Source organism: Actinomycetota bacterium (genome assembly GCA_019347575.1).
Lineage (GTDB): Bacteria > Actinomycetota > Nitriliruptoria > Nitriliruptorales > Nitriliruptoraceae > JAHWKY01.
This window is the reverse complement of the sequence record JAHWKY010000018.1, coordinates 1-17,508: the sequence shown is the minus strand read 5'-3', so window position 1 is coordinate 17,508 and position 17,508 is coordinate 1. Positions and strand designations below refer to the sequence as shown.

General features: G+C 70.6%; 11 protein-coding genes. 3 read left to right on the top strand and 8 right to left on the bottom strand.

What is annotated here, in order from left to right; genetic code table 11:
• Window positions 1-25: 25 nt before the first annotated feature.
• Window positions 26-529 (top strand): hypothetical protein, encoded by a 504-nt coding sequence (locus KY469_13190; protein ID MBW3664050.1) that lies wholly within the window; start codon window positions 26-28, stop codon window positions 527-529.
• A 209-nt stretch (window positions 530-738) separates the two neighbouring features.
• Entirely contained in the window at window positions 739-2,691 is a 1,953-nt protein-coding gene (locus tag KY469_13185; GenBank protein MBW3664049.1) for a hypothetical protein, read from the top strand.
• A gap of 60 nt (window positions 2,692-2,751) precedes the next feature.
• On the opposite strand, the gene KY469_13180 is transcribed toward KY469_13185, so the two are convergent.
• The 8 genes from KY469_13180 to KY469_13145 form a co-directional block, all read right to left on the bottom strand.
• Complete coding sequence (locus KY469_13180; protein MBW3664048.1) at window positions 2,752-3,729, bottom strand: hypothetical protein; 978 nt, start codon at window positions 3,727-3,729, stop codon at window positions 2,752-2,754.
• 13 nt (window positions 3,730-3,742) lie between these two features.
• Complete coding sequence (locus KY469_13175) at window positions 3,743-6,556, bottom strand: ATP-binding cassette domain-containing protein (protein ID MBW3664047.1); 2,814 nt, start codon at window positions 6,554-6,556, stop codon at window positions 3,743-3,745.
• Window positions 6,553-8,076 (bottom strand): hypothetical protein, encoded by a 1,524-nt coding sequence (locus KY469_13170; GenBank protein ID MBW3664046.1) that lies wholly within the window; start codon window positions 8,074-8,076, stop codon window positions 6,553-6,555. Before KY469_13170 ends, KY469_13175 begins: the two co-directional genes overlap by 4 nt.
• A complete protein-coding gene (locus KY469_13165; GenBank protein ID MBW3664045.1) occupies window positions 8,063-8,992 on the bottom strand; it encodes a hypothetical protein in 930 nt (309 codons plus the stop codon). Before KY469_13165 ends, KY469_13170 begins: the two co-directional genes overlap by 14 nt.
• A gap of 12 nt (window positions 8,993-9,004) precedes the next feature.
• Window positions 9,005-10,087 carry a diacylglycerol kinase gene (locus tag KY469_13160; GenBank protein MBW3664044.1) on the bottom strand — a complete coding sequence of 361 codons (1,083 nt, stop codon included), beginning with the start codon at window positions 10,085-10,087 and terminating at the stop codon, window positions 9,005-9,007.
• Complete coding sequence (locus tag KY469_13155) at window positions 10,084-12,717, bottom strand: NAD-dependent epimerase/dehydratase family protein (GenBank protein ID MBW3664043.1); 2,634 nt, start codon at window positions 12,715-12,717, stop codon at window positions 10,084-10,086. The genes KY469_13160 and KY469_13155 overlap by 4 nt, the downstream gene beginning before the upstream one ends.
• Window positions 12,718-12,846: 129 nt before the next feature.
• The gene (locus tag KY469_13150) at window positions 12,847-13,599 is read right to left on the bottom strand and encodes an ABC transporter ATP-binding protein (protein ID MBW3664042.1); all 753 of its coding nucleotides are present in this window, start codon (window positions 13,597-13,599) and stop codon (window positions 12,847-12,849) included.
• On the bottom strand, window positions 13,596-14,972 hold the full coding sequence (locus tag KY469_13145; protein MBW3664041.1) for a hypothetical protein: 1,377 nt from the start codon (window positions 14,970-14,972) through the stop codon (window positions 13,596-13,598). The genes KY469_13150 and KY469_13145 overlap by 4 nt, the downstream gene beginning before the upstream one ends.
• Before the next feature lie 113 nt (window positions 14,973-15,085).
• Between KY469_13145 and KY469_13140 the strand changes: the two genes are divergently transcribed.
• Window positions 15,086-16,996 (top strand): hypothetical protein, encoded by a 1,911-nt coding sequence (locus KY469_13140; protein MBW3664040.1) that lies wholly within the window; start codon window positions 15,086-15,088, stop codon window positions 16,994-16,996.
• The last annotated feature ends 512 nt before the right edge of the window (window positions 16,997-17,508 follow it).

The following is a 17,508-nucleotide window of genomic DNA, read 5'->3' as shown; positions in this document are numbered from 1 at the left end:
CTGGACGCCCACCAGGACGGCGAACGTGAGTGATTTCGAAGCCCGGCTCCGCGAACGTGTGGCGCGCAACGAGCAGCTCGCCCAGGAGCGAGCGAGCGCCGAGCAGGAGATGGACCGCGCGGTCGAGGCCGCCGAGGAGCGACGGGCGCAGGAGGAGCGCGAGCGGCGGCAGCGACAGGATGCGCGTCACGCCGAGTTGGCCGATCGCCTCGCCGAGCTCGTCGAGAAGGTCCGCGACCTGGGATCGAGCGTGACCGTCCGCGCGGGCTGGAGCGCCAGCGGCGAGGAGTACCTCGCGCGCTTCGCCACCGTCGACGTGCGGCCGCAACGGGCGCTGTCGGTCGAGCTCGACCGGGATGACGACGAGGTCCTGGTCCGGTGGCACTCGGCGGTTGGCGAGAGCCTAGAGCTGTACCACCTGCTCGAGTTCGACACCGGGATGCTCGAGGAACTGGTGCTGCAGGTCATCGACGACGATCTGTGGAGCGGACGGACCGTCCCTCCAGCGTTCCCGGGCAACCCGGACTGACCGACGTTCGCGATGTCGCACTGACGACCCGTCCGCTCGGGCCCCTCCGACTGGGTGGGCGGAAGATGGTCATACCGTGCCATCCGTCACCGGCCCGAGGGGGTGTTCACTTAATGTGCTTCAACCATCACAGAACGTGAGACACCAGAGCGCGTGGTTCGGGGCCGTGGGGTGGATCGCCACGGTGCCTGCGATCGAGGAAGGTGGCGATGGCAACCCGCACACGACCGGGCGGCAGCCAGTCCCTGACCGTCGTGTCGGGACTGGCGGTCCTCGTGTGCGTCGCCGGCACCGGCCTCGTGATCCTCGCCGAGCGCCTGCGCGACGGGCCCATCGCAGAGTTCGGCGTCGTGTGGATGGCACTGCTCGCCGCTTCGTGTCTCGTCGAGCGCTACCCGCTGGTGCTGCACGTCCGCGGGGAGTCGCACTCGTTCCTGCTGACCGAACTGCCGCTCGTGGCTGGGTTGTTCCTGATCGGTCCTCTCGAGGTCGTCGTGGCACGGCTCGGCGGTGGCCTGTTGGCCATGCTCGTGGACCGCCGCCAGCCGATCAAGCTCGTGTTCAACCTCAGCACGTACACGCTCGAGGCCGGCATCCTCCTGGGGGTGTTCTGGGCCGTGGTCGGCCCCGCCACCGGGACGCCCCCGGTCGACCCGTCCATCGAGGCCCTGGCGGCAGCGTTCGTAGGAACGGTGACGGCAGCCCTGTCAGGGAGCGGGTGCGTCTGGCTCGCGATCAGCGTGTCCAACGGCACCTTCGACCGCCGGGTCCTGCGTGACGTCTTCCGGCTGGCGTTCCCGATGGCCGTCGCGACCACGGCCATCGCGTTGATCGCCGTGCTCGTCGTGGTCCTACGCCCGGAGGCAGCCGTCATCCTCACGGTGCCGGTCGTGCTCCTGGCGAAGGGCTACAAGCGCTACCTCGACGAGCGTGCCGACCGCCAGGTCCTTGGGATGCTCTACACCCTGGCGCGCGACACCCAGGCGAGCCAGGATCTCGACGGGATCCTGGCGGCAGTTGCGCGGACCCTGCGCACCCACACGCGGGCCGACACGCTCGAGCTGTACCTCCGACGCTCCGGCGGGAACACGTGGTCCATGACCGTCGGCGCCGACGATCAGGTCTCGCCGTTGATCCGCGTTGCCGACGTGCCCGATGCACTCGCGGATTCGCTCGAGGAGGGAGCTCCGGTACGGACCCTCGACCAGCGTGGTCGCTGCACCGCCATCACCCACGCGCTCGCACTCGGTCAGGGCCGCTACATCGCGTTCGTGGCGCGCGACCCCCTCAGCGACGTCGACGGGTTCCGGGACGAGGAGATGACGGTCCTGGCTGCGGTCGCCTCTCACGCCCGCGCGGTCATCGAGGACGCCGAACTCCGGCAGGCGAAGGACGCGTTCCTGTCGAGCGTGTCGCATGAGCTGCGCACGCCGCTGGCGGTTGTGCTTGCGGCATCCGAGACGCTGCACCGCCGCTTCGCTGACCTGCCGACGGAGGTGTCGGAACAGCTCATCGGGCGGCTCGACGCGCAGGCGCGCCGTCTCGACGCGTTGCTGGGAGACCTGCTCGACGTGGAACGCCTCGGTCGCGGGATGATCGGGCCGCGCTACGTGCCCACGGAACTCCACGCCCTCCTGCGTCGGGCCGTCGCCCGGCTCGAGATCACCTCACACGAGGTCAACGTCGATGCCGACGTGGTCGCCGCCTCGGTCGACCCTGCCGCCTGCGAGCGGATCATCGACAACCTCGTCCTCAACGCGGTCAAGTACGCGCCCACCGGTACGCGTATCGATGTCGTGCTCCGAGCGGTGCCCGGCGCGTTGGTGCTCAGCGTGCAGGACGAGGGCCCCGGCGTACCCGATGAGGACAAGGAACGGGTCTTCGAGGCCTTCCTGCGACTCGACCCGTCGCACCCATCACCCGGGACGGGAGTGGGTCTCGCGCTCGTGCAACGGCTGGTCCACCTCCACGGAGGATCGGTCCGCGTTGAGGACACCCCGCTCGGGGGTGCGCGTTTCGTCGTGCGGCTGCCTCGGACTGAGATCGCCGAGGGCGGGCACGAGGGATCGGTGGAGGGTCAGCTCCTGAGCGGGTGGCATGGCGCGGCGATCGAGACCGCATCGGTCGGGCTGCAGCGCCCGACCGCCAACGCACGAGGTTGAATACTTGGGGGCGTTGTGGTGTATCCAAGTATTCAAGTTCATCCGATCACGCCGCTCGTGTCAGGCGGTCTCGATGATGCGGAGACGTTCGACGCTGTAGGGCTGGTCGTCCTCGGGGTTGCCGGCGACACCGCCGACTTCGGGGTTGCCAGACCCGTTGTCCTGCCACGCGCACGCGTGTAGGCCGGAGCGGTTGAAGCGCGCGCGGCCGCGGGTGTGCACCCCCGCGGGGATGGCCCAGTCGCCCTCGGTGACGCTGAGCGCGAGCTGCTCGTCGAGCCAGCACTGAAGGGTCCGACCATCGGCGGTCCAGTGGAACGCCACGGTGTGCGGTGCGTCCGCATCGACGTGGACCTTGCGCGCCTTCGCCCAGCCGCCGATCTGCGCCAGGATCACGTACATCGGGGCGATGCCCTCGCCGACGGGCTCGCTGAACGCATCCTGGTACCGCGAGAAGCGTTCGCCCAGACGGTGCAGGCGCGGGAACAGCGAGTCCTGGGGCAGCCACGCGAACCCGAAGCCCTGGTAGCGCGACCGTGCCGTGTTGCCGTGGATGGCCATGGTCTCGAAGTCGATGCCGGTCCAGTCCTGCAGGCAGCAGCCGCCGGTGCCCTTGACGCCGTCGCCGAGGTGGAGCACGTCGAGTCGCACACCGTCGAAGATGGCGGTCCGGCCCGGCATGACGAGGTTGGGATGGGCGCTGTCATCGCGTGCCCAGTCCACGAAGTGGCTGGCGTAGTCGACACCGTGTGGAGCGCTGGCGAAGTCCCGCGTCGTGTACGAGCCGTCCTCGGCCTGCCCCGCTGGCATCGTCAGGATCAGTCCACGCTCCGGGTCGCTATCGATCAACCCGGGACGGTTGGAGACGAGGCCGTCCCAGGGCTTGGTCTCCCAGTTCGTGTACGGACCACGGTACGTCGCGTGGAGCGCTTCGCGGTACGTGAGGTTCTCGGGGCGACCCCGCCGCCCGTTGGCGTCGAAGATCGTGTCGCCCGTGGCGACACGCGCGTAGTCGCTCGAGGTCACGGTCTGACTCACGGTCGTCCTCCTGTCAGGTCCCCGAACGCACCAGCGCCCGGTCGTCCCTACCGAGGTAGGCCTCGATGACGGCGGGGTCGTCCCGTACGGTGTCCGGATCGCCCTCGGCGATGACCCGTCCCGCGGCCAGGACGTACAGCCGGTCCGAGATGGCGCTCACCATCGGCACGTCGTGGTCGATGAGGACGATCGTCGCGTCGAGGTGGCCACGGACGTCCTGCAGCACACCCGTCAGCGCCTCCACCTCTCGCTGCGCGACTCCCGCGGCGGGCTCGTCGAGCAACAGCACCGGGGCGGCGAGCGCGACCATCGTGGCAAGCTCGACGAGCCGGCGCGTCCCGGTCGACAGCTCCCGGATGGGTCGGTGGGCGTACTCACCGAGGTTGAACAGCTCCACGATGTCGTCGGCTGCCTCGCGCTTGGTGCGCCCATCCCGGCGATCCGGGGGCAGGCCGAGCAGTGCTGGGACCGCTTCGTACGGCTGGTGTCGTTCGAGTCCGACCTGGAGCGTCTCGACCACGGTCAGATCGTCGAAGAGACGAGCCTGCTGGAACGTACGCCCCAGCCCGAGACGCGCCCGCAGCGCCGGAGACAGGTCGGAGATGTCTTCGCCGTGGAGCAGCACCCGTCCCGCCTGGCCTCGGATGTGGCCGGACAGCACGTCGAACAACGTGGTCTTCCCAGCCCCGTTGGGTCCCACGAGCCCGACGATCTCGCCGGCCGCAGCGTGCAGAGTGACCCCGTCGACCGCGGTGATACCGCCGTACCGGACGACGACGTCCTCGCAGCGCAGGGCATCGTCGAGATCGGTGGGTTCGGCTCGCTCTGCCTCCGATCGCTGCTGCAGTCGGGGCGCTGTGGTCGCGCTTCCCTCGTCGCGCGACGGCGCCGCGCCGGCGATCCGGGCCGCGATGCGGTCGCGGATGCGGAACAGCTCAGCGGCGAGACCCTGCGGGAACTGCAGCACCGCCACGAGGAGGCCGGCGCCACTCAGTACGGCGGCGATCCGGTCGCCCGCGAACGAGCTGACGAGCGGCGCCATGACGAACACCGAGCCGTGCACGAACAGCGCCCCGACGATCGCTCCGGTCACCGACCCCGCGCCGCCGAAGACGACCATGGCGACCAGCAGCAGTGACTGGCCCGGCCCGAAGACCTCCTGTGGCTGGGAGGAGAACGACACCAGCAGGCCGCCGTAGAAGTAGCCGACGAACGAGGCGAGCGCGCCCGACACGACGAAGGTGACCAGCTTGGCCCGCCACGGTTCGACGCTGAGGCTCGCGGCCGAGGGCTCGTTGTCGCGCACGGCGACGATCGAACGACCGAGTCCGGTCCGTGGGATGTGCGTGACGATCGCGCCCACGACCGCCAGGACGCCGAGGCTCAACCACGCGTAGGCGAGTTCGCTCTGCAGGTCGATCCCGAGCAGCTCGGGTCGCGGGATCTCGAGCGTTGACGCGCCCGTCACGTCACGTACCAGCCACGGCTGGCTGACCAACCACGTCGAGGTGAAGACGGCCAGCGACAGGGTCGTGACCGCCAGGAACAGCCCCCGGATCCGGAGAGCCGGAAGGCCCACGACGAGCGCCACGAGCGCCCCGATCGCCGTGGCCCACACGACCGCGGTGCCCGGCGGGTACCCGAGGCTGTGCAGCTTGCCGCCGACGACGGCACCGATGGCAACGAACGCGAACTGGCCCAGCGAGACCTGGCCGGCGTAGCCGGTCAACAGCACGAGCGTGCAGCCCATCGCGGCGAACAACGCGATGGTCGACAGCAGCACCCGGTGCGAGTTGGTCAGCGCGAGCGGCAGCAGGCCCAGAACGACGACCGCGACGATCGCCGCCGCGCGCCGTGCCCGGCGCACACGCGGATCGGCTGCCAGGTCGTGGCGCAGCCGGGAGGCGGAACCGACCAACGACAGGGTGCGGGCTCCGGCGTCGCGCACGGTGGCGCCGAGGTCCGTGCGCCACAGGACGAGACCGACCACGAGTACGAGCAGGACCAGCTCGAGCGCACCGCCGGTCGGGTAGTTCCACAGCACCAGGAACTCGGCGACGCCGACGAGGACGCCCCCGAGGAGCGTCATCGGCAGGCTCACGAGCCCACCGAACACCGCAGCGGTCAGACCGCGGAGCATCAGGTCGGGACCGGTCGCGACGTTCGAGAGCACCGGACGGGTGGGGCCGACGAGGATGGCGCCGACCACGGCCAGGATGCCGGCCAGGATCCAGATCGCCAGCGAGATCCGGTGCACGGGGATGCCGGTGAGCTGGGCGGCGTCCTCGTTGTCCGCGGCGGCCCGACTCGCCAGCCCGATCCGTGACCGCCGAAGGAACAGCGCGATGGCGGCCGTGATGACCGGCGCGGCGACGAGGATCAGCACGTGCCCGGGCGGCACCGTGACCGAACCGATCTGGATGGTCGGTGCGAACGGCAGTGGGAAGCTCGCCTGTCCCAGGCCCTCACGCGGAACCAGCGTGCTCAACACGAACAGCAGCTGCGCGAGTCCGATCGTGGCCACGAGCACGAGGAGACGGGGCGTGCGTGCGAGCCGGCGGATGATCCCAACCTCGATCGCCGCACCCACCGCCCCGGCCACCGCCAGCGCCACCGGAAGCGCCACCCAGTAGGGCCAGGATCGACCGGCCACCAGGTGCACGAACAGCAGCGCCGTCAGCGCACCCATCTCGCCGTACGCGAAGTTGAGGATCCGGTTGGCCTTGTAGATCAGCGTGATACCGACGCCGAGCAACCCGTAGGTCAACCCGGTCACGAGTCCGAGCATCGCCTCGGGTGGTACCTCGAAGCCCAACGGGAAGGTCACGGCACGAACCAGGGTTCGAACGCTCCGATCGCCATCCAGCAGGTGCAGTCGGCGTGCCACTGCAGCGTGCGTTGCAGCTCTGCGCCGGTGTGGTCACCCGGTCCGAAGGTGACGTCGCTGACGATGCCCAGGGGCTTGCTCTCGATCTGCTCGATGCCGGCTATCAAGCGGTCCTTGTCGACGGCGTTGCCGGCGTTGACCAGCCCCTCGTGGACGACCGCGGCGACGTCGCAGCCGGCCAGGAGCATGAACCACTCGGCGGGCCGTTGCTGTGGGTCGATGCGTCGGCCGCTGTGCGCGGCGTAGCGGTCGATGCAGAACTGCGCCTCCGGGGTGTGCCCCAGACCCGCGGACACCTCGCCGAAGCGGTACGAGGTCATGGCGTAGGTGCCGTCGTACTGGTCCGCCGGGAAGGTGCTCGCGGCGGTGTCCGCGGTGACGGTGAAGAAGTCGGCCCCGAGGTAGGTCGGGCGGTAGTTGAGGCCGTTGGCCGAGTGCATGAAGTTGGTCTGGGCGAGGCTGCTGACCGCGAGGATCGCGACCTCGACCCGTGCCGCCGCGAAGCGCTGCGCGGCGACCCCGTCCTGCGGGCCGCCCGTGGCCGACGAGCTGGTGGTGACCTCCTCGACCAGCTCGTAGCCGAGTTCGTCGAGAGCCTGACGCACGCCCGGGTCGATGCCGTCGATGTTCCCGGCGCCGTAGTACAGGCCCAGGCGCTTGCCCTGGATGAGGCCGCGCTCGTGCGCCCAGTACACCCAGTTTCGCGAGATCCGGCCGTAGTCGGCAAGCAGCGTGACGGCGTACGGGGCGAAGCGCTCCATGCGCTCGGGGTGCAGGCCCGAGTCCATGAACAGCGGCAGCCGGTGCTCGTAGGGCACGCACTCGGTCGCGAAGAAGTACTGCATCGCGATCACGGCCATCACCTGGTCGTCACTGGCCCAGCCCACGCAGGCCGCGCGCTGCTCCTCGGCCGAGATGATGCTGTAGCTGCGGTAGTGGAACACGACCTCCCGACCCTCGATCGGGATCAGGCCACGCTCCTGCCAGTCGGCGTGGATGGCCTCGAAGTGGTCGCGCACGTCGCCGAAATCGAAGTTCGGCCCCATGTTGGCCAGCGCCCCGAGCTCGGGCACGCCGATCCCGATGCGGATGGGTTCGGTGCTGGCTCCAGGGGAGCCGGAGGACGGCCCGGGGCCGGATGCTGGAGGTGGCCCGCCGGGCGCGGCCGCGCCGTTGTCCGGGCTCGCCGTAGCGGCGCTCGCCGGTCCGCCGCTCGAGGGGCCAGCGGGAGAGGGGATCGCGGCGGACGGGGACCCGGTGGCCGCGTCGGTCGGGCGCTCGGTCCCGTCGGCCGTTGGACCCGTCGGCGCCGTCGTCGCCTCGGCGCCGAGGTCGCCGGAGGCGACGGACGGCGTCGGCGGCGTGCCGCGACCGATGAGCGAGCTCGCGAACAGCCCGGCAGCCATCCCCAGCGCCCACCAGAACAGCGGGCTGCCTCGCCGCAGATCACGCCGCCCCACGATCCACCTCCCGGTCGGACAGGTGGATGGGGCGAATGCCGAACCCCGCCAGCGACAGCGACAGACGGTGGCGGAAGCGACGCCCGTTGTGCACGTCCGGCGTGTTGCCGGTCGCCGAGCAGTTCAGCCACGCGTCGATGTGGCAGGGGTCAGCGGTCAGGTAGCGGTGGCCGATCAGGTCGATGCCGCGGCGGAACTTCGGGAGCAGCTTCATCGCGGCGACCTGGCGGCGACCGTCGCGGTAGCGGGCCACCTCGGTGTCGCCCACGCGGAACGACACGTCCCGATCGGGGTACCAGCGGATCGTGTAGTCGTGTGGGGAACACGGATCCACGTCGAGGGACTGCGTCCACTGCATCCCGACGTTGAAGTCGATGACGAGGGCCAGGAGGCGCCGGCGTCCGGTCAGGGACCGGTTCATCACCGCCGGGACCAGGCCGGGCCCGCCCAGGTACATGATCGAGGCGGCCATGTAGGCGGGGCGCTCGCCCCGGGCGGCGGCGTTGTGGACGCCCTCGCTGATGCCGCGCCAGGACTGGAACACCAGACCAGCCGTGACGGTCTCCTTCGCGGCACGATCATCACCGAACTCGGGGCTGAACACGACGTCCCGGAAGATCGCCTCTCGCCCCGGGATCACGACCCGCATCGAACCCTCGGCCGCGAGCCGGTCGAGCAGGTCCTGGTCGAAGCGCTTCGTCGAGGCGACCTCGACGGTGGTGTACGTGTCGTCCGAGGTGTCGTCGGGGCCGAGGCCGAGGACCAGTCGTTGCCCGTCGTGGCGGAGCAGGCGGGGCTGCTCCGGCGCTGGCGGGTCGTGCCAGGACTCCGGGGCGCGCTCGACCTCGACCACGTGGAAGTCGTCGTCGGCGAGCTGTGCGGCCACGTCGGGCGTGAACGTCACGTCGTAGGTCACTCGGTCTCCTCGCTAGCCATCGATGCGGTGACTGATCGACCAGTTGTCGTCCTGGTGGCGGCCGCCCACGTTGCGGCAGCCGAACAGCGGCAGTTCCAACGGGGAGACGATCCCCGGCGGGGCGGCGCAGAGCGCGGGGACGGCGTTGACGCCGTACATGGCGGTGCCGTAGAGCGCGGGGCGCTGCTGCTTGCCGCCGCGGTCCCACAGGTCGAGGTGCAGCCGGTAGCACGGCTCGCCGTCGATCTCGACGCCGTAGCCCTGCTGCACGCGCCACTCGGGGACGAGGTCGCGGCGGAGGCGGTTGACGTGCTCGACCCGCAGGCGCGGCTCGCCAGATACGTGACCGATGAGCCCGAACCGGACCGCCGCGATGGTCCCGGCCTCGATCATCCGTGCCGGGATCGTGAAGGTCTCCGGGGCGGGGGTGGTCTCGTGGTACTCGGTGATGCCCTCGAGTGTGATCCCCAGCGCGTCCGCGAGCGCGTGCAGTGACGACCCCCACGTGCGCGCCAGGCCACCACGCGCGAACTTGGACGCGTTTGTGGTGTCCGGGTGACCGAAGCCGAAGTAATCGAGCTGGTGGGGAGGGAGCGGGTCGTAGTCGCGCACCTCGTAGAGCGTCAGCAGGTCGATGCGTTCGCTCACCGCCGTCAGCACGAGGGGGAGCAGCTGGGTCGCGAAGCCCGGATCGATGCCGCCGTAGCAGAGCGAGGCGTCACCCAGCAGGGCCGCCTTCTCGATGGGTCCGCGGATCTCCTCGTCGAGCGTCGGAGGATGCAGCAACCCGGTCAGGCCGAGGTAGCTCACGTTCACGCCCGCCTCGAGGTAGGTGAGGGCGGGCTCCCACGTCCGGGAGCGCCCCGCGTAGACGAGGCAGTCGGGGCGTGCGGCGAGGATCTCGTCGTCGTCATCGGTCGCGGCCACGCCGACCGCATCCCAACCGATGAACGCACCCGCGTCGGTCCCGACCTTCGAGGGCGTGGCGACCCTCACGCCCACCAGTTCGAGGTCGGGATGGCTGATGACGCCGCGCAGTGCGTAGTGACCGACGTCGCCCGTGCCCCAGACGGCCACGCGAAGGCGATCGCTCACAAGCCGTCGTCCAGTGCGGTCACGGTGCCCGCCGCGCCGTCGATCTCGACGGTCTGACCAGTGCGCAGACGCGTGGTCGCGTCGACGGTCTGCACGACGCACGGGATGCCGTACTCGCGAGCGACGACCGCGGCGTGCGACATCGGGCCTCCGACGTCGGTCACGACCGCCGAGGCGTAGGCGAACAGCGGTGTCCAGCCGGTGTCCGTCAGGTGCGCGACTAGGACCTCACCCGGCTGGAGATCGCCGATCGTGTCGAGATCGAGAACGCGGACCGGACCGCTCACCACGCCAGCGGATGCGCTGAGACCGGTGAGCTTCTCGCCCGCTCGCAGGGGTGGGTGCTCGGTGTCGACCGGCGCCCAACTCCCCTGGAAGTGGATCGGCATCTCGGCCTTCGAGAGTCGCTCGCGGTCGGCACGGCGCTGCGCGACGAGTTCGCGTGCGTTGTCGGGGGGAACGATCAGCTCGCGCGACAACAGGTAGAAGGCGTCGCCGATGTCGTCGATAACGCCCCGCTCGACGTGGCGCCGGCCGCACTCGCGGGCGGTCTGTCGGTAGGCGTGGGTGAGTCGCATCAGGGCGTCGCGCGCACGCTCGCGCTCGCGCTGGTAGCGCTGGGCGATCCGTACCAGCGGCCGGATCCTGCCCGGGATCTCGGTGGTGGTCGAGGGCGGGGCGGGTGCGCGCCTCAGGTGCTTCGCCACGGCGTCGAGCAGCCGCTCGGGCGCGTCGGCGAACACGGGGTTGGCGAGCTCGGTCTCGCGAGGGCCGCGGTGCCCGTGTGCAGCGATGACCTCGTCGAACGCGGACGCGAACGACGGCGACGCCGACCGGACGGCCACGAGTGCGGCTGCGGGCTCCTGGTCGCGGAGGATGTCGAGCACGTCGGGTTGCGAGCGAGCCAGCTCGGCGAGCCGTTCCACCGCTCGCAAGGCGCGCGCGCTGGGCAGATCCTCCGTGCCCGAACGGATCGCGGAGATGGCGCCCGGCGCCTGCTGCTCGAGCAGCGTGTTGATGCCCGTGGACATCGCGGTCGCCGTGGTCGACACGCTCCACGCCTGCTCGACCGTGTCACGCAGCAGTGCGAGCCGGGCGTGGAGCCGCTCGTCCGTCAGCTGCGGCAGGCGCGCCTCCGGCACACACAGGCGCCGCGCCTCGCGTTCCACGGTGTCGATCTCGATGCTGAACCCGGCGACCCGTGGCAGCACGTGGAGCGCCTGCGCCGCAGCACCGAGCGGGCCCGGTGGGTCGGTCGCGACCTCCTCGTCCTCCTCGACCGTCATGCCGCCGAACAGCGCCTCGTCCCACAGGGCGGAGGTATCGCCCCCCGGCATCGCCTGCACCATCGCGTGGATGATCGACAGGTTGCCGTACAGGCCGTGACCGAACACGCTCGCCGGCCTGGTGGTGAGTTGGGTCGCGAGCGGCTCCCGTGCGGAGATGAGGTGAGCCATGACCTCCCCGCCCTTGCGCATCGCGCTCGCGGCGTACTCGAGGGTCAGGGGGGTCAGGGGGCCGGCGAAGGCTTCGGACAGGTTGGCGGCGGTGAAGGCGTCGAGGCGCGGATCGATGAGGCTGTCGAACTCGCCGGCGACGTCGGCGTCCGCGGCGGGGACGAGTTCCTCCCCATCGGGAGGCGGCACGTTGTCGGGGTTGTGCAGCGAGGGGTAGAGCAGGCGCCAGGGGATGTCGACGCGCTTCTTACCCAGGAAGAAGAAGCGCTGACTCGCTCGACGCAGGTCGTGCACCGCTTCAGCACTGCTCCAGGCACAGCGGAAGCCGAACTCCTCCTTGAGCCGGGTGGTGTCGACGATCGGGAAGCTCACCATCGCATCGAACGAACCCGGATCAAGGTGAGCCAGGTCGTAGCGCTGGGCCAGCCCGGACGCCTTCCGCAGCACCGACTCGGAGAGCGCGATCGTCGGCTTGCCCAGGATGCGCGCGACCTCCTCGAGCGTCAGGACGTCGTCGGCGCCGAGGTTCACCGGACCGGTGAGCTCTGACACCACCCCGAGCGCGAAGAAGCGGCCGATGTCATCGGGGTGGATGAACTGCATCCGCGAGGTGACGCCACGGATGGTCGGGATGACCGGTAGCGCGAGGCCCTCCAGCGTGGCGTTGTCGACGCCCCGCCCCGCCACGACGCTCGGGCGGACGAGCAGCGCGTCGGCGCCCGCCGCCTCGATCAGGTCCTCGCAGTCGCGCTTGTCGACGGAGTAGCCGTGGTCGGGGGCGGGTCGACGCTCGTCGGTCTCCACCAGCCGGTTCGGGTGCAGCGGGCTCGCCCCGTACGCCATGACCGAGGAGCAGAACACCAACCGCTCAGAACCGGTGCGCTCCATCGCCGACAGCACGTTCACGGTCCCGCCGACGTCGACCTCGCGTGTCGCCTCGCGCGTCTCGAGTGGGAACAGTGTCCACGCCATGTGTACGACCGCATCGCAGCCGGCCATGGCCTTGGCGACGGCAGTCTCGTCGCGGATGTCGGCTCGGATCCACTCCGCACCGGCCGGCAGGTACTTGGGGTAGCTGCGTGACGTGGCGACGACGTCGTGGCCCTCCATCGCGAGCCGCTCGGTGGTGGCACGGCCGAACACGCCGGACGCTCCGGTGACCAGGACCTTCATGGTCGCTCCTCTCGCTCTCTGCTCAGCCGTCGACGTAGAACGGGCGGAAGTCGCTGATGGCGACGTAGCAGCGGCAGCTCTCGACCAGGCCGAACACGAGGTCGGGCGGGAACTCCAGGCCCAGGAGCATCACGCGCCCGTCCCCTGCGCGGCCCCGAAGAACACCGAGCGCGCGAGGTCGCCGCGCTCGAGCAACTCGGTGGTGGGCCCGGCGAAGCGCACCTCGCCCTTCTCGAGGAAGTAGGCCCGGTCCGTGATCGCGCACGCGACGTGGATCGACTGCTCGACGACGAGCATCGTCACGCCCTGCTCGCGGAGGCGGTCCACGACGTCGAGGATCTTGCCCGCGACCACGGGCGCGAGTCCGAGTGACAGCTCGTCGATGATGAGGAGACGGGGATCGGTGATGAGGGCGCGTCCGACCGCCATCATCTGCTGCTCACCACCGGAGAGCGTCCCCGCCGCCTGCCTCAGACGCATCCGGAGCTCGGGGAACAGCTCCAGCACCTCGTCCACGCGGGCGCTGACCCGTGCGCGGTCGGCGTAGAACGGGTAGCCCCCGAGTCGGAGGTTCTCCTCGACCGTCAGCGACGGGAAGGTCGCGCGACCCCCCGAGACCTGGACGACCCCCAGGCCGACCCGCTGATCGGGGCGCAGCCGGGTGACGTCGCGGCCATCGAACACGATCGAGCCCGCCGTCGGGTGCAGCAAACCCGAGACGGTGTTGAGCAGGGTGGACTTACCCGCCCCGTTGGTGCCCAGCAGCGCCACGGCCTCGCCCTCGTCCACGTGCAACGAGACCCCGAACAGCACCTGGAGGGGGCCGTAGCTGACCTCGAGGCCGTCGACCTCGAGCAGCGGGGTGCGGCTTGGCTCGGTCATCCCACGACGGCGATGTCCGCGGTCTCGGTGCGGTGCTGGGACCAACACGCGCACGCTGCGGACCAGCGCAACGTCACGGGCTCGGTCGGGCCCCAGGTGGTGTCGGACGGGATCAGGTCGGAGGTCAGCAGCGAGGGGACGCTGGTCTCGGCGAGGTACTCGCGGATGGCGGTGCCAGCTGTAGCAGCGGCGCGCAGGGCTGTCGCGAGGTCGAGGTGCTGGCACCACGCCAGCGCGCGGGCGGTCTCGAGCGGGTCCGGGACCCCGGGTGGTGCGGCCGCCTCCCACACCTCGCGGCACCGCGCCCGGGTCGTCGGCTCCTCGCCGTCGCGGGTGGACCACGGGAAGCGCAGGACCGTGCGGACCTCGGCGCCGTCGAAGGTGGGCGGGTAGGTCTCGTCGAGGACGGCGTCGGTGACGTCCGCGACGACGTAGCGCGTCATGGGCGCGACCAGGCCGGCCTTCAGCGTCCAGCTGCGCTGCACCTCCACCGGTGCCGCGAACACGACCGTGGCGATCCCTGCCGACGCGAACTCGAGGACCGCCGAGCTGACGTCGGGCTCCCCTTCCGGACCGTCCGCGACGTAGGCGGTCCGGTCGAACCTGAGGCCGGCCTCCTCGACGGCACCGAGCGCAGGGGCGACGGCGACCTCGAGCTCCTGGGTGGAGACGAGCCCGATGGGGCCATCGCTGCTGCCCAGCCAGGTCGCGAGATCGACGAGCGCCGACACCACTCCCTGGGCCGTGCTGATGGCGAGCGGGCCGTCGCGTTCGAGCGAGGTCCCCGACACGTCGTAGCCGAGGGGTACCGCGCCCGACGCGATGAGGCAGTCGCGTACCGCGGGCGCGACGCCGAGGCTCGACACCACGAGCCGATCGCGTCCGGCGGCTCGGTCGCACACGGCCGCATCGTGCAGCTCGCCGGTCACCACTTCGGCGTCCATGCCGCGGTCCGCAGCGATGGCGCGGGCGATGTCCGCGTCGGTGCGCCCCGGCGTGCCCTCGGACGACGCGAGGAGCACCAGCGTCGGCACGGTCACACCTGGCTCCGGGGGCGGGGCCGGTGCCGTCGGTGGCGGGGGCGCTGGTGGTGGCTGCTGCGTCGCCGGTCGGGGTGGAGTGGTGCCGAAGAGCGGCGGGGATGGTGCGGGCGGGGCGGGCGGGGACGGATCGGCGACCGTCGGCGGAGCCGCGATCGGCGCGGCGGGGGTGGTCGCGGGCCGCTGCACGACCGGTTGTTGGAGGGGCGGCAGCCCGAACGAGACCACGGCCGTCGCGATCGCGAGCGAGAGCGCGGAGGTCCAGCGTTGACCCGGCGTGACGGCGCTGATCGCATCGCGGATCCACCCCGCGATGCGCCCAAGCACGGTCACCTCGAACCTCCCGAGCGCGCCGAGCCCGTCTCTTGACGCACGCTCACCTCGTTATATCATCTTAATCGTCTAACGCATTCGATGCGACGAGTACGTCGAGAGGTGGAGCCGGCATGACCCAGTCGACCGAGGGGCTCGTCGCGATCCGGCCGACGGTCCCGGACCTGCGGTTGCCGATCCGCGACCGTCCTCACGGACCACTCGTGGCCGCCAGACTTCGACGCACCACGCTCGGTTACCTGCTGGTGGCCACACTGGGCGCACTGCCGGTCGTCCTCGATGCCTCACCCGCGTGGCAGGCGTTCGGGCTCGGCGTCATCGCACCGGGAGGCGGCTGGCTCTACGCCGGCTCGATCCTGTTCGCGGTCATCACCGTCGTGCTCATGCTCGTCGCCCTCTTCGCCTGGTTCGGTGCCGGGATGATCGTCGCCCCGCCACTGGTGTGGCTCGGCTCGGCCGGCCTGGCCGCGGCGTTCGTCGGCGACACCTGGGACTGGGCACGCGTCGCCGTCCCGGTGCTAGCCGTGGTCGCGCTGGTCGGCGGGCAGGCGGCGGGACGGCTCGGTTACCGGGCTGCGCGCCGTCGGGGCGCGGCACGGAACGCCTACCTGTCCACCCTCCGGGTCGACGTCGATCCCCGCCCCCTGCCCGAGACGCGCGAGCTGTCGGAGCGCGAACTCGGGGTCCAGCGCTACCTGCTCAACGTCGCTCTGCAGCCCATCGACGGCTTCGAGGGCTTCGACATCGTCGACCAGTTCCAGACCGCGGCGATCCGCTACCAGATCAACTTCGCCCAGTGGGCGCTCGCGCTCGCGGCCTACGACCACACCCCCGCGTTCCTGGGCTACTCCGAGCTCGCGCAGCGCCAGCTCGTGCAGAAGACGTTGAACAAGCGCGTCTGGAGCTACTGGAAGTGGGAGAACCTGTGGGGCAACCTCAGCCTCGATCCGGACCCCATCTCGCGCGACAACATCATGCTGTCGGGCTACATCGGCTTGATGGCGGGCCTGTACGAGACCGTCACCGGCGACACCCGCTTCGACGAGCCCGGGACGTTGACGTTCGTGCACGACGAGCGGCGTCGCTACAGCCACGACCACACCAGCATCACGTCCGCGGTCCACCACAACTTCGTGCGCTCACCGTGGGGGATGTTCCCGTGCGAGCCGAACTGGATCTACACCGCCTGCAACGCCATCGGGGTCAACTGCCTGGTGGTCCACGATCGGCTCCACGGCACGACCTACGCGGATGACGTGGTCGACCGGTTCGCCACGTCGATGGACGAGGAGTTCCTGACCGCCGACGGACGGGTGACCGCCATCCGGTCGAGCCGACTCGGCCTGACGATCCCCTCACTCACCTCGACCATGGCCGACGCGGGCACGGTGTGGCTGTCCAACCCCATCGTCCCGGTGGCGGCGCGCCGGCTGTGGGAGATCGTGCGGCACGAGTTGCTCCGCGTCGAGGACGGTCGCATCCACATGAGCCTGCGCGGATGGGACAAGATCGACGTGGGCAACTACAAGCCCAGCGACGTGTCGGCGCACGCCATGGTCATGATGGCCGCCGCCGAGATGGGCGACGACGACATCGTCGATGCTGCCAACGCCTCGCTCGAGGCGGTGCACACACCCGACGACCGTGACGGCATGCGCCGCTACGACGCCTCGCTGCAGGCGCACGGCATGCTCCTGCTCGCGCGCTCCAACCGTCGCGACGGTCTGCGCGATCTCGTGACCCGCGGGCGTCCCCCCGCGGTCGCTGCGGGTCCGGTGCTGGCCGAGGCTCCCTACCCCGACTGTCTGGTCGCGCGAGCGGCGACCGACGGCCGCGCGCTCGACCTCGTGCTGCGGCCGGGGAACGGCGCTGGACGCGTCCGGTTACGCCTCGGTCGCCTCGTGCCCGGCACCAGCTACGCCGTGCGGGGCGGGGTCACGCGCGAGATCACCGCAGACGCCCACGGGGCGGCCGACCTCGAGGTCGACCTTGACGGCCGCACCGAGGTGACCGTGCATCCCTGAGGCTGGGGCTCCGGGACATCACACCGCACGGCTGGACGACGCCGGGAAAGTCTCCTCCCGCCGGAGGGAGGCTCTTGGGTGTTGCGGGGTGCGCGAACCGGAACGGGTCGCGTCGATCACCGCTCGCTCACGGAGATCAGCGCGATCACCCACGATGTGGGCCTCCGGATGCCCCCGTGGATCGGCTCGTAGGCCCCGATCTTCGAGGGCGCTCCGCCTCGGCCTGACCTCTCCGGGTCTCCCGTCGGGCGAGGTACGCACCTCAGGGCCGTCAGAGCTCGGAGCGCGTCGCGACGCGCTCGGAAGTCCCCTGATGGGGGGTTCGATCGGTTGGTTGGCGAGCGCGTAACTGCACTGCGCCGAACACCTGTCCGAGTGATATCGCGCAGCCGCGCGGCCCTTGGGGACAGGCTTGTATCGTTCTAGTGCGTACTACTACAGAGCAGTTGGCCCCGCATGCCGGACACCCAGACGTCGCCGGCGGCTTGAAGAGGCGTGCGTAGCGTTGTGCC

Excerpts from the sequence above, each read along its gene's own strand:
- KY469_13185 (MBW3664049.1), top strand. The coding sequence starts at position 739 with ATGGCAACCCGCACACGACCGGGCGGCAGCCAGTCCCTGACCGTCGTG.
- KY469_13155 (MBW3664043.1), bottom strand. The coding sequence starts at position 12,717 with ATGAAGGTCCTGGTCACCGGAGCGTCCGGCGTGTTCGGCCGTGCCACC.
- KY469_13150 (MBW3664042.1), bottom strand. The coding sequence starts at position 13,599 with ATGACCGAGCCAAGCCGCACCCCGCTGCTCGAGGTCGACGGCCTCGAG.
- KY469_13140 (MBW3664040.1), top strand. The coding sequence starts at position 15,086 with ATGACCCAGTCGACCGAGGGGCTCGTCGCGATCCGGCCGACGGTCCCG.